Source organism: Flavonifractor sp. HCP28S3_F3 (assembly GCF_052065355.1).
Lineage (GTDB): Bacteria > Bacillota > Clostridia > Oscillospirales > Oscillospiraceae > Flavonifractor.
Window position 1 is genome coordinate 115981 of sequence record NZ_JBQHUF010000007.1, and the last position, 12650, is coordinate 128630.

Genomic DNA, 12650 nt, shown 5'->3' on the forward strand with positions numbered 1-12650 from the left:
AAAACGTCCACAGGGGTTGTGGATGAAAAATTGCCCTTTCCACATGTGGATAACCGGGGCAAAACTTATCCACAGGCGTCTTTCCACATCTCCCCAAAATCCTGTGGAAAGGTGGAAAAATCCTTATTCGTACCGGGCGTTGATATTGGCGTTGATGTCCTTGATGACCTCGGCGATCTCAGGGGACTGCTTGGTCAGCTTTTCGATGCGGTCAATGGAGTGCATGACGGTGGTGTGGTCGCGGCCTTCGAACTCCTTGCCGATCTCCTTCAGGGACAGATTGGTCATCCGGCGGATCTGATACATGGCGATCTGCCGGGCCAGCGCGGTGTCCTTGGTACGGCCCTGACCCCGCAGTGCCTCCGGGTCGATGTTGTAGAACTTGCCCACCTCGTCGATGATGACCTCCGGCGAGGGGAGGAACTCCGCCTTGTCCTTGAACATGTCCCGCACCGCCCGGGTGACGGTGTCCACGTCCACGCTCTCCCCCATCAGCTCCTGGAAAGCCAGGATTTTGTTGACGGTGCCCTCAATCTGACGCACGTTGGAGGTAATATTCTCCGCGATGTACTGGAGCACCGGATCGGGCAGGTTCATGCCCCGGCGGATGGCCTTGTTCTTGATGATGGCCACGCGGGTCTCGTAGTCCGGGGGCTGGATGTCCACAGGCAGGCCCCACTCAAATCGGGTACGCAGACGGTCGTCCAGCCGCAGCATCTCCTTGGGGGGACGGTCGGCGGTGAATACGATCTGACGGCCCGCCTCGTACAGGGTGTTGAAGGTGTGGAACATCTCCTCCTGGGTGGACTCGCGGCCGGCGATGAACTGCACGTCGTCCATGAGGAACACGTCGGCGGACCGGTACTTTTCCCGGAACTCTGGGTTGCGGCCCTCCCGAATGGCCTGGATCAGCTCATTGGTGAAGGAATCGCCCTTGATGTACACGATGCGGTACTCCGGGTGATTGCGGTGGATCTTGTGGGCGATGGCGTACAGCAGGTGGGTCTTGCCCAGGCCGGACTCGCCGTAGATGAACAGGGGGTTGTAGGTCTTGGCGGGCTGCTCGGCCACCGCCAGGGCGGCGGCGTGGGCGAACTTGTTGGAGGAGCCCACCACGAACCGCTCAAAGGTATACTCCTCCGTGCCGGGGAGAAACACGTCGTCCACAGGCTTGCCGTAGCCCTCCAGCTCCCCCTCCCCCAGCACCACTACCTCGAACTCGGCGGAAAAGAGCTCGTGGAGGGCCTTCTGAATCACGGGCACATAGCGGGACTGGATAATGTCCCGCTTGAAGTTGGAGGGAGTATGGATCACAAACCGGTTTGCCTCCAGCGCCACGGCGGTGGCGTCGTCAAACCAGGTGTTGATAGTGGTGGCGGTCATCTCCCCTTCCATCAGGGAGAGCACCTTGGCCCAGAGATCGGCCGGTAAATTCACGAAGAGACCACCTCTTTCGGTAAAATATCGTATCCAATTAATTATACCAAAAAAACGCCCTGGTCGCAACCGATACTATATAAAAAAGAATTCCTTTTTCCGGGTGATTTTTGGTGTCCCCACGGAGGGGGAGCCCGGGCCCTCCCGGAGGCGTTCCGCACCCCTGTCCGCCTCCACGGCTGTGCGGCGGTGGGGAGAGAGCCACAAGATATTGTATTTGTGTCCCAGAAGGGAGAAAAAAACAAAAAAAGATGCAAAGTTATGGTTGACAGGTGATTTTTAAATAGGCTATAATACCATGTGCGCCGTATACGCGGCGTAGTGTAAAGCAGTTTCCTTTGTCAACCGCAGCCGAAAGGCTGTTGTGGAGGCGGGATGACCCGCCGATCATTGAACAGGAGGTGTCCTCACATGGTCCGTACCTATCAGCCCAAGAAGCGCCAGCGCTCCAAGGAGCACGGTTTCCGCAAGCGCATGCGCACCGCCAACGGCCGCAAGGTCCTGGCTCGCCGCCGCGCGAAAGGCCGCGCCCGTCTGACCCATTGATGGGTCCGCGAATGGAATAGGGCTTTTTTGAGGGGCGGGGGAGCTTTCCCACCGCCCCTGCGCAGTATACGCAGAAACGGAGCGGGAACGTGAAGCAGACCATTTCCCTGAAACAGAATCATGTGTTCCGCCGGCTGTACAGCAAGGGCAAGAGCGCGGTGGATTCCCGTCTGGCGGTCTACTGCCGGAAAAACGGCAGGACAGGCAACCGGCTGGGTCTCACCGTGGGGGTCAAGCTGGGCAAGGCCGTGGTGCGCAACCGCACCCGCCGCCGGATCCGGGAGGCCTATCGCATCCATGAGGACCGCTTTGTGTCCGGCTATGACATTGTGGTGGTGGCCCGGGTAAAAGCGGGTCACAGCCGTTATCGGGAGCTGGAGCGCAGCCTGCTGACTTTGTCGGACAAGCTGGGCCTGCTGCGGAAGGAGGCGGGCAGAGGATGAAAACGATCCTTCTGGCCGCCATCCGGTTTTACCGCAAATACATCTCTCCCGCCCGTCCCCCCTGCTGCCGGTTTATCCCCACCTGCTCGGCCTATGCCCTGGAGGCGGTGGAAAAATACGGAGCCCTCAAGGGGGGCTTTCTGGCGCTGCGCCGTCTGCTGAAATGTCAGCCCTTCCATAAGCAGGAAACCATCGAGTACGACCCCGTCCCCTAGCGGGACAGATTACGCAACTTGGAGGCGCGCAAATGGATATTATCCTTACCCCCTTTGTATGGCTGCTGAAGATCTTTTATGAGTTCTGCGGCAGCTACGGCCTGGCGCTGATCTTATTCGCGCTGGTGGTCAAGGTGGTGCTGTTCCCCCTGTCCTTGAAGGGCAAGCGCAGCATGATCCAGATGAACATGCTCCAGGGTCAGATGCAGAAGCTGCAGAAGCAGTACGGCAACAACCGGGAGCGCTACAATGAGGAGGTCCAGAAGCTCTACGCCAAGGAGAAGGTCAACCCCATGGGTGGCTGCCTGTGGTCCTTCATCCCCCTCATCATCCTGATGGTCCTCTACCCCATCATCCGTCAGCCCATCCACTACATGATGGGTGTCACCGACGGCGGCGTGCTCAACATTATCGCCGAGACGGTGAACTGGAGCTCCAACGCCCTGGATATGGGCTGGATCAAGGAGGCCGCCGAGAGCTTTGCCGACACCGGCTACAACCAGCTCTATCTGGCCTCTCTCATTACCCCCGAGAACCTGGAGGCTGTCAAGGCCGCCGTTGGCGAGGCTGGCAGCCAGATCTTCTCCATCAACTTTGACTTCCTGGGCATCGTGGACCTGTCTCAGATCCCCCAGCTGAAGTTCTGGGAAGTGGAGCACGGCGGCTTTGCCCTGTTCCTGCTGCCGGTGATCTCCGCCGGCCTGAGTGTGCTGTTCTCCCTGATCTCCATGAAGACCAACGCGGTGAACCAGCAGAGCACCCAGACCAACTCCACCATGAAGTCCATGATGATCATCTCTCCCCTGATCTCTCTGTGGATCGGCTTCTCCATGCCGGCGGCCCTGTGTATTTACTGGATCGCCAACAGCCTGTTCTCCATGCTCCAGGAGTTCATCTGCGGCAAGCTGCTGAAGAAGGACTACGAAAAGGCCGCCCAGATGAAGGCCGAGCGCGAGCGTCTGGAGAAGGAAGAGGAGAAGGAGGAGCGCCGCCGCAAAGCGGAAGAGCGTGCCCGCCGCATCGAGGAAGAGAAGAAGAACAAGGGCAAGAAGAAGAAGGGCGAGAAGAAGTCCGACGACGACGACAAGATCCCCGGCGCGGTGAAGGAAGCCAGCCGTGTGGGTCTGCGCCAGTATGCCCGTGGCCGGGCTTACGATCCCTACCGCTACAGCGAGGACGGACCCACCGTCTACCCCGGCGAGGCACCCATTTTCGGCCGGAAGAGCGCGGAGGAGCCTCAGCAGGTAGCCGAGGAGGAGATCCCCGCTGTGGAGGCTCCTGTGGAGGAGACCGCCCCTGTGGCCGAGACCCCCGTGGAGGAGACTCCTGTGGAGGAGACCGTCCAGCCCGATGCCTCCCCTGAGGAGGAAACCAAGGAATAACGGCTTTGCCGTGACGCATAAGGAGAGATACCCACTATGCTGAAATGGATCGAAAGCACCGGCAAAAGCGAGGAGGCCGCTGTTGAGGCCGCCCTGCAGCAGCTGGGCATGGATCGGGATGAGGTGTCCGTGGAGATCCTGGAGCGGGCCAAGTCCGGATTTTTGGGGATCGGCAGCTGTCCGGCCAAGGTGAAGGTCAGCTACGAGGCCCCTGACGAGGAGCCGGAGGAGGAAGTTGTCCCCACTCCCGCCCCTGTTGTGGAAAAACCCGCGGCTCCCGCCCCCACCCCCAAGGTGGAGGAGGCTGAGACCGCCCCTGTTGTCCCCACCGCCGCCCCTGTTGGTGGAGAGGACCGGAAGGCCGCCATTGAGAGCTTCCTCACCGGCCTGCTGGAGCACATGGGCGCCCAGGCCAAGCCTGAGATCAAGGTAGACGAGAACGGCACCTACCAGGTGGAGCTGGTTGGCCAGGATCTGGGCGGCCTCATCGGCCGCCGGGGCGAGACCCTGGACGCCATCCAGCAGCTCACCGGCTACGCCGTGAATCACGGCCAGTCCAAGCGTGTCCGCATCCATGTGGACGCCGAGGGCTACCGGGCCAAGCGGGAGGAATCCCTGGTCCGTCTGGCCCACAAGGTGGCGGGCAAGGTGGTAAAATACCGCCGCAATGTGACCCTGGAACCTATGAACGCTTATGAGCGGCATGTGATCCACACCGCTCTCCAGGACACCCCCGACGTGACCACCTACTCCATCGGCACCGAGCCCAACCGCCGCACGGTGGTGGCTTACAGCCGCGGCGAGCATCGCTGAAACAGAAAAGAGGACGTGCCCGTTTTGGGCACGTCCTTTTTTTCCACATCAGCAGGTCCCTTTGTGGAGAAAGAGGGCTGAAGGGATGCTTTTTCTTGCTTGAGCCGAAATAATTTGATATACTGACTCTGTATCGAAGCGCGGCTCGGGAGGAAGGAGAGGGAGCAGATGCGGAAAGTACATTGTGCCGACTGCGGCAAAACCTACGACTATGATGTGGACGATTTTTGTCCCCGCTGCGGCAGCTTCAACCCGCCGCCGGACAGCGGCGCCACCCGCCTGGAGCAGGAGCTGCTCTCCCGGTTCCAGCGGCCTGGAACCAGCGGTCAAAAGCAGAACAAGACCGCGTCTTATTCCTACCACCCTACCTACGGCAGCGGCCCCGACCTGAAGCGGGGCCGGACGCATACCGCCAGCATTAAAAGCTGTGATGCCTGCGGTCCCGAAAAGAAGAAGAAAAAAAGCGGTATCAAGACACTGGTGATCCTTTTGGTGATCCTGGGCATCCTCTTTGTGGGCGCACCTCTGGTGGAAGCCCTGGTGGAGGAGATCATGGATACCGTCACCGACCTGTCCTACTCCTTCAGCGAACCGGAGCCTGTCTGGGAGGTGGAGGAGCCCACTTATGCCGACGGCTGGTATGAGAGCTATGATACCGCTACCCTCTCCAACGGCCAGCAGGTATCGATAGGCGACGGCTGGGAGCCCTGGCTGCCCGAAGAGGTCCTGGAGCAGCATCCAGGCACCCGCTGTGTGGCGGTGGGCCTGTGGGTTCTGGGGGAACCGGGAGAGGATTATCTGCCCGTAGCCCTGATGGCGGAGGACGGCACCAGCTATTTGCCTGAGGAACTGCCTCCCGAAGTGGAGGAGGAGTGCGGTCTGGACAGCGTTTCCCTGGCCGATGGCACGGCAAATGAGGAGATTTTCGGCTACAGCTTCTACTTCCTGCCGGAGGACGCGGCGGATCAACCCATGACGGCTGTCATTATGGACGAGGAGAATGTATACTTCGCCATCAGCGTGGAATAGGAGGAATTACTCTGCAAGATAATGTGACCCTGATCGGCATGCCCGGCTCAGGTAAGAGCACCGTAGGCGTGCTGCTGGCCAAGGCCCTGGGCTATCAATTCATCGACACCGACCTGGTACTCCAGCGGCGGGAGGGCGCCCTTTTACAGGACATCCTGGACAACCGGGGTGTGGAGGCCTTCCTGGACGCGGAGGAGGCGGCTATCAAAGACCTGACCTGCGTCAAGTCGGTGATCGCCCCCGGCGGCAGTGTGGTGTGCCGTTCCGGCGGCATGGCCCGGCTGAAGGAGCTGGGTCCGGTGGTCTATCTCCATGTGCCCCTGGAGGAACTGATCCGGCGAGTGGATAACATCACCACCCGAGGCATCGCCATGGCGCCCGGCCAGACCCTGGCCGACGTATACGCCCAGCGGGAGCCCCTGTACCGGCAGTACGCCGACGTGACGGTGGAAGTGGCTCCCGGCGCCGGTCTGGAGGAGACGGTGGCGGCGGTACTGGCCCTCTTGTAATTTTTAAAATCCGTGGTATACTAAAAGACGATTGTATAACGGTACGCACGCTGCCCGCTGGCTTTCCGGCGGGCTTCATCGTGTTTATCCCTGCCACCGCGCGGCAGGTGATTTTTTCCATCGCCCCCGGCGCGGAAGGGGCGAACAACGAAAGGAACGAACCACATGACATTCCAGCAACTCGGCCTGAAGGCGTCCATCCTGAAGGCGCTGGCCGAACAGGGGTATGAGCGCCCCTCCCCCATTCAGGAAAAGGCTATCCCCCCCGCCCTGGCTGGCAAGGACGTGCTGGGCTGTGCCCAGACCGGCACCGGCAAGACCTGCGCCTTCGCCTCCCCTATTCTCCAGCGGCTGGCGGCGGAGCAGGTGAAGGGCCGGCCCATCCGTGCCCTTATCCTCACGCCCACCCGGGAGCTGGCCCTCCAGATTCAGGAGAGCTTTGAAGCTTACGGCAAGTATCTTCCCCTTCGCTCCGCCGTTATCTTCGGCGGCGTGGGTCAGAATCCCCAGGTGGAACAGCTGAAAAAGGGTGTGGATATCCTGGTGGCCACCCCTGGGCGCCTGGGCGACCTGTATAACCAGAAATTTGTGGACCTGACGAAGCTGGAGATCTTCGTGCTGGACGAGGCCGACCGGATGCTGGACATGGGCTTTATCCACGACGTGCGCCGCATTCTGGGCTGGCTGCCCAAGAAAAAGCAGACCCTCTTCTTCTCCGCTACCATGCCCCCGGAGGTCCAGGGTCTGGTGGACTCCCTGCTGGTGAATCCGGTGAAGGTAGCAGTGGACCCGGTGTCCTCCCCTGTGGAGGTCATCGACCAGAAGCTGTATTATGTGGACCGGGGCAACAAGACCAAACTGCTCTCCTCCCTGATCCAGCAGCCCGGGGTGAAAAACGCCCTGGTGTTTACCCGCACCAAGCACGGGGCCAATAAGGTGGCCGGGGACCTGGTGAAGGCGGGCATTTCCGCCGCCGCCATCCACGGCAACAAGAGCCAGACCGCCCGGCAGCAGGCCCTGGCCGACTTCAAGAGCGGGGCTGTGAAGGCCCTGGTGGCTACTGATATCGCCGCCCGGGGTCTGGATATCGAGGAGCTGAGCCACGTCTTTAACTACAACCTGCCCGACGTGCCCGAGACCTACGTCCACCGCATCGGCCGTACCGGCCGTGCGGGCCACGGCGGCACTGCCATCTCCTTCTGCGACATCAACGAGAAGGACGAGCTGAAGGGCATTGAAAAGCTGCTGGGCAAGGCCATCCCGGTGGTGGCCGACCACCCCTGGCCCATGGAGGTACTGGAGCCTCTGCCCAAGGATAAGAAGGGCCGGGTAGTCAACCCCGAGGACGCCGAAGCCCGGGCCGCTGCCAAGGAGAAGCGCCGTCAGCGGGATGCGGCCAACAAGGCCGCCGCCGAGGCCAAAAAGGCAGCCAAAGCAGCTAAAAAGGCGGAGATTTCCACACCTGCTCCCGCTCCGGTGGAAAAAGTCCAGCCGGAGAAAAAGAAACCCAAGCGTGGCGTGCGCAACAGCAAGACCCTGGAGCAGGCCCTCACCGCTACCGCGCCCGCTCACCCCATCGCGCCCGAGCCGGAATATACGGACTTTTATAAGCCGAATCCCCTGGCCAGCGATACCATCATGGACGCTACCGCCCGGCTGCTGGCTCCCCGCCGGCCTCTCCGGCAGCCTCCCCGCCCGGCAGCGGTGGAGGAAGCGGCTCCCGCAGCTCCGGAGAAAAAGAAGCGCCGCCGGAAAAAGAAGCCCGCTGCCAAAGCGGCCCCTGCCGCCCCCGCTCCGGAGGTCAAGCAGGAGCCCGCTCCCAAGCCCGCTCCCCAGCGGAAGAAGGAGCGGCGGGACCGGGGTCCCCGGCGGCCTATGGAGCCCATCTTCCGCAGCCATCAGAAGGACTCCACCGAACAGCCCAGCCTGATGAAGCCCTATTACCTCAGCGACGATTAAGCCCGCGGGCGGCCTTGTTGGCCGCCCGCTTTTTTTTGTTCAACTTAGAACAAATGTTTGCGTTTTACGGACAGCTATGGTATACTCAGGCTGGATAAGCATAAAAAAAGGAGGGTCTGCCATGAAGGCGCTCACCCCGAAGCAGCAGCAGATCTATGACTATATCGTCTCCTTTTCCGAGGAGCACGGCTATCCCCCCTCCGTCCGGGAGATTGGAGAGTACGTAGGCTTAAAGTCCCCCTCCACCGTCCACTTCCACCTGAAGGGGCTGGAAACCGCAGGGCTGATCACCAAGGCCGAGGGAAAGACCCGGGCCATTACGGTGAGCGCCGCCCATTCCGCTCCCGCCCAGCCGGAGCCGCCCCGGGACAAGATCCCGGTGGTGGGCAACGTGGCCGCCGGGTCCCCCATCCTGGCCCAGGAGTGCGTGGAGGATTACCTGACCTTTGAAACCGGAGGCCGTGAGGGAGAGTATTTTGCCCTCCAGGTCCGGGGAGAATCTATGAAGTACGCCGGCATCCTGCCTGGTGACTTTGTGGTGGTCCACCAGCAGAGCGACGCCCATAACGGGGAGATCGTGGTGGCCCTCTTTGAGGATGAGGCCACGGTAAAGACCCTCCGCCGAAAGGACGGCCACACCTGGCTCATGCCGGAGAACCCGGACTATGAGCCCATCGACGGCGACGGCTGTACCATTCTGGGCAAGGTCACCGCTGTGGTGCGGAAGTATTGAACCCATGAACCGTATTGTCTTTGACACGCCTGTGGGGCCCATGGCCCTGGAGTGCCAGGGGGAATATCTTACCGCCCTGTACCTTCCCCATCACCACATGGCTCCGTCAGGGATGGAGACCCCTCTGCTGGAGCGGGGACGGATGGAGCTGGCGGAATATTTCCAGGGAAAGCGGCGGGAATTTGACCTGCCCCTTGCCCCGAAAGGTACTCCCTTTCAGCAGAAGGTGTGGAGCGAGCTGGCCAAGGTCCCCTACGGCACCGTTGTGACCTATGGGGAGCTGGCCGCCCGGGTGGGCAGCCCCAAGGCCTGCCGGGCGGTGGGCCAGGCAAATCACAACAATCCTTTGCCTATTTTTCTCCCCTGCCATCGGGTGGTGGGAGCAAAAGGTGCCCTTACCGGCTATGCCGGAGGGCTGGAACTGAAGCAATGGCTGTTACGACTGGAGGGTGTGGGATGAAAAAGCTGCTGTCCGCCGCCGACGCCTATATCGCCAAGATGAACTGGAAGGACATGGCCCTGGTCAAACTGTGCCTGTGTGCCGTGGGGATGCTTCTGGGCCTGGCCGCACCGAAAAGAGCGCGGAAATGGGTGGCCCTGGGGGCTGGACTGGTCTTTCTGGCCACCTATGTGCCCCTGATGTTAAAATTCCTCCCCCACCTCATAGGCTGGGGGAATGAGGAGAACAACGGATGAAACTGATCACCTGGAACGTTAACGGCCTGCGGGCCTGCCTGAATAAGGGCTTCCTGGAGTTTTTCCACAATATTGACGCCGATGTGGTGTGTCTCCAGGAGACCAAGCTCCAGCCCCACCAGATCGAACTGGAGCTGCCCGGCTATGAGATTTTTTGGAATAGCGCCGAGAAAAAGGGTTACTCCGGCACGGCGGTGTTTACCCGGGTCAAGCCTCTCAGCGTGACCTACGGCCTGGGCATCCCGGAGCACGACACCGAGGGCCGGGTCATCACCGTGGAATTTGAGGATTTTTATCTGGTGTGCTGCTACACCCCCAACGCCCAGAATGAGCTGGCCCGCATCGACTACCGCATGCGGTGGGAGGACGATTTTCGGGCCTACCTCATGGAGCTGGACAAGAAAAAGCCGGTGGTGCTGTGCGGGGACCTGAACGTGGCCCACGAGGAGATTGACCTGAAAAATCCCAAGTCCAACCGGGGCAACGCGGGCTTCTCCGACCAGGAGCGGGAGAAAATGACAGAGCTTCTGTCCAGCGGCTTTGCTGACAGCTTCCGTGCCCTCTATCCTGACAAGGAGGGGGCTTATACCTGGTGGAGCTACCGGTTTAACGCCCGGAAGAACAACGCGGGATGGCGCATCGACTACTTCATCGTGTCTGACCGGCTGCTTCCCCGGGTGGAGGACCAGATTATCCATGCCGAAACCACCGGCAGCGACCACTGCCCGGTGGAGCTGATTTTGAAGTAAGAAGGAAAGGAATGTGACGGAGGATGTATGATGTGGTGGCATTGGGCGAGCTGCTCATTGACTTTGCCCAGCTGAGTGTGGACGGAGACGGCTACCCCACCATGGCGGCCCATGCCGGCGGCGCGCCGGGGAACTTTCTGGCGGCCCTGAACCAGTACGGAGCCCGCACCGCCTTTTTGGGTAAGGTGGGAGACGACACCTTTGGTCGGCTGCTGCTGGGTACCCTGAAACAGGCGGGGATCGAGACCCGGGGCATCGTGGTGGACCCAACCGTGTTCACCACCCTGGCCTTTGTCACCTTTAAGGACGGGGACCGGTCCTTCAGCTTTGCCCGTAAGCCGGGCGCCGACACCATGCTCCGGTTCGACGAGGTGGACCTGTCCCTGATCGATCAGACCAAGGTATTCCACTTTGGCTCTCTCAGCCTCACCGGGGAGCCGGTGCGCACCGCCACCCGGCAGGCTATCGCCTACGCCAAGGAGCAGGGTAAACTCATTACTTACGACCCCAACCTGCGCCTTCCCCTGTGGGACAGCCCGGAACGGGCCAGGGAGGAGATCCTCTGGGGCCTGAGCCAGGCCGACGTGGTGAAGATCAGCGACGAGGAGGTATCCTTCCTCTGGGATTGCCAGCCCCAGGAGGGTGCCCGGAAGCTGCTGGAGGACTACGGCGTAAGGCTGGCCATGGTGACCTTGGGTCCCAAGGGCTGCATGCTGTACAACCGGAAGGGAAGCGTCACCGTCTCCTCCCCCAAGGTCAAGCCCATCGACACCACCGGCGCCGGCGACATCTTCGGCGGCAGCGCGGTGAGCCGCCTGCTCAAGCTGGGCAAGGCGCCGGAGGATCTGGATCAGGCCGAGCTGGAGGGCATCGCCCGCTTTGCCTCCACCGCCGCCAGCCTGTCCACCGAGCACTCCGGCGGCATCCCCAGCATTCCCGAGGAGTCTGTGGTGCTGGAACGGATGCAGGGATAAACTGAAAAAGAAAGGGAGCCTGCCGCCTGCGGCAGGCTCCCTTTTTTATCTATGTGTCCACAATACAAAGACACCTGTCCTATATGAAGGATGATAGAGTTTTCCTTGCAAATTGACAAAAGGATTGACAGAACAGGAAATGTAGTGCAAGCAAATCCGGACACAGAGAAAACCGCGTGATTCCGTGTATTTCTCAGGAAAACACCCTGCGGTTGGGCGGCAGACCGGAGCTGTCCCGGCGTGCAATAGGGAGAAGAAATAAGTGCAAAAAAACGGTAGACAATCCGAAAAAATCTGTTATACTGTATCACGACAAAGCGCAAAAGCGCAGGCTTCCGGCCCGGAGGCCGGAGAAACAGAGAGGAGAAGAATCCCTATGAGTTGTTGGTTGGAGACAAAGAGCTGGCCGGAGGCGGAGGAGGCCATCAAGGCCAGCGGCGGGGTGGCTATTGTGCCCATCGGCAGCGTGGAGCAGCACAGTCTGCATCTGCCCGTAGGTACCGACACCTATGTGGCCATTACCCTGGCGGAGGACGCCGGAGAGCAGACCGGCGCAGTGGTGACACCCCCGGTGTGGTTCGGCTGGAGCCCCCACCACATGGTGCGGCCGGGTACCATCACCATTCGGCCTGAGGTGCTGGCCGATCTGACCTATGACATCATCGCCTCCCTGGCCTACCATGGGCTGAAGAAGATCATCCTGATCAACGGCCATCGGATTGTCAACGTGGTGTGGATGCAGATCTGCGCCGAGCGTGCCCAGCGGGAGCTGGGCGTGACGGTGAAGATCTTCGACCCGGCCTATATGTCCAAGGACATCGTGGGTGAGCTGGGCTTTGGCCCGGTGGGCCACGCCGAGGAGGTGGAGACCTCCCACATGATGTACCGCTATCCGGAGATGGTGCATCTGGAGAAGGCCAAGGACAATCCCATCACCGATACCCCCCTGTATTCCGTGGATCCCTGCTACACCCACGACACCCTGTGCTACGTACCCAGCAGCTTTGCCCACGCCCAGAAGAGCGCCGAGGTGGCGGGAGGAGCTACCGGCTGTCCCACCAAGTCGGACGCAGAAAAGGGCCGCATCTACCACGAGCATCTGGTCAAAAACCTGGTGGCCGTAGTCCGCAGCCTGCAGGAGCAGAACTAAAGAAAACGGGAGAAG

General features: G+C 60.8%; 15 protein-coding genes. 14 read left to right on the top strand and 1 reads right to left on the bottom strand.

The features are described 5' to 3' along the window. Window positions 1-123 precede the first annotated feature (123 nt). Window positions 124-1437 carry a chromosomal replication initiator protein DnaA gene (gene dnaA / locus ACTNB1_RS08495; protein WP_441168824.1) on the bottom strand — a complete coding sequence of 438 codons (1314 nt, stop codon included), beginning with the start codon at window positions 1435-1437 and terminating at the stop codon, window positions 124-126. A gap of 411 nt (window positions 1438-1848) precedes the next feature. Here dnaA and rpmH point away from each other — a divergent pair, with 411 nt between their 5' ends. The 14 genes from rpmH (at window position 1849) to ACTNB1_RS08565 (ending at window position 12635) form a co-directional block, all read left to right on the top strand. Then, window positions 1849-1983, top strand: a complete 135-nt coding sequence (gene rpmH / locus ACTNB1_RS08500) for a 50S ribosomal protein L34 (protein WP_006570963.1) — start codon at window positions 1849-1851, stop codon at window positions 1981-1983. 89 nt (window positions 1984-2072) lie between these two features. Continuing rightward, on the top strand, window positions 2073-2426 hold the full coding sequence (gene rnpA, locus ACTNB1_RS08505; RefSeq protein WP_441168826.1) for a ribonuclease P protein component: 354 nt from the start codon (window positions 2073-2075) through the stop codon (window positions 2424-2426). Continuing rightward, complete coding sequence (yidD, locus tag ACTNB1_RS08510; protein ID WP_441168827.1) at window positions 2423-2641, top strand: membrane protein insertion efficiency factor YidD; 219 nt, start codon at window positions 2423-2425, stop codon at window positions 2639-2641. The genes rnpA and yidD overlap by 4 nt, the downstream gene beginning before the upstream one ends. 32 nt (window positions 2642-2673) lie before the next feature. After that, window positions 2674-4023 carry a membrane protein insertase YidC gene (yidC, locus tag ACTNB1_RS08515; RefSeq protein WP_441168828.1) on the top strand — a complete coding sequence of 450 codons (1350 nt, stop codon included), beginning with the start codon at window positions 2674-2676 and terminating at the stop codon, window positions 4021-4023. Between the two features lie 36 nt (window positions 4024-4059). Then, window positions 4060-4836 (top strand): RNA-binding cell elongation regulator Jag/EloR, encoded by a 777-nt coding sequence (jag, locus tag ACTNB1_RS08520; protein ID WP_441168830.1) that lies wholly within the window; start codon window positions 4060-4062, stop codon window positions 4834-4836. A 168-nt stretch (window positions 4837-5004) separates the two neighbouring features. Continuing rightward, window positions 5005-5865, top strand: coding sequence for a hypothetical protein (locus ACTNB1_RS08525; protein ID WP_441168831.1), 861 nt, complete (start codon window positions 5005-5007; stop codon window positions 5863-5865). A 23-nt stretch (window positions 5866-5888) separates the two neighbouring features. Beyond that, window positions 5889-6374 (top strand): shikimate kinase, encoded by a 486-nt coding sequence (locus ACTNB1_RS08530; protein ID WP_441168832.1) that lies wholly within the window; start codon window positions 5889-5891, stop codon window positions 6372-6374. Between the two features lie 165 nt (window positions 6375-6539). Then, the gene (locus tag ACTNB1_RS08535; RefSeq protein WP_441168833.1) at window positions 6540-8333 is read left to right on the top strand and encodes a DEAD/DEAH box helicase; all 1794 of its coding nucleotides are present in this window, start codon (window positions 6540-6542) and stop codon (window positions 8331-8333) included. Between the two features lie 121 nt (window positions 8334-8454). Next, on the top strand, window positions 8455-9066 hold the full coding sequence (lexA, locus tag ACTNB1_RS08540; protein ID WP_441168834.1) for a transcriptional repressor LexA: 612 nt from the start codon (window positions 8455-8457) through the stop codon (window positions 9064-9066). Window positions 9067-9070: 4 nt separating this feature from the next. Continuing rightward, the gene (locus ACTNB1_RS08545; protein WP_441168835.1) at window positions 9071-9526 is read left to right on the top strand and encodes a methylated-DNA--[protein]-cysteine S-methyltransferase; all 456 of its coding nucleotides are present in this window, start codon (window positions 9071-9073) and stop codon (window positions 9524-9526) included. Then, the gene (locus ACTNB1_RS08550) at window positions 9523-9762 is read left to right on the top strand and encodes a permease of phosphate ABC transporter (protein WP_441168836.1); all 240 of its coding nucleotides are present in this window, start codon (window positions 9523-9525) and stop codon (window positions 9760-9762) included. Before ACTNB1_RS08545 ends, ACTNB1_RS08550 begins: the two co-directional genes overlap by 4 nt. Then, a complete protein-coding gene (locus tag ACTNB1_RS08555) occupies window positions 9759-10511 on the top strand; it encodes an exodeoxyribonuclease III (protein ID WP_441168838.1) in 753 nt (250 codons plus the stop codon). The genes ACTNB1_RS08550 and ACTNB1_RS08555 overlap by 4 nt, the downstream gene beginning before the upstream one ends. Window positions 10512-10534: 23 nt before the next feature. Further along, a complete protein-coding gene (locus ACTNB1_RS08560; protein WP_441168839.1) occupies window positions 10535-11485 on the top strand; it encodes a carbohydrate kinase family protein in 951 nt (316 codons plus the stop codon). 376 nt (window positions 11486-11861) lie between these two features. Beyond that, the gene (locus tag ACTNB1_RS08565; RefSeq protein WP_441168840.1) at window positions 11862-12635 is read left to right on the top strand and encodes a creatininase family protein; all 774 of its coding nucleotides are present in this window, start codon (window positions 11862-11864) and stop codon (window positions 12633-12635) included. The last annotated feature ends 15 nt before the right edge of the window (window positions 12636-12650 follow it).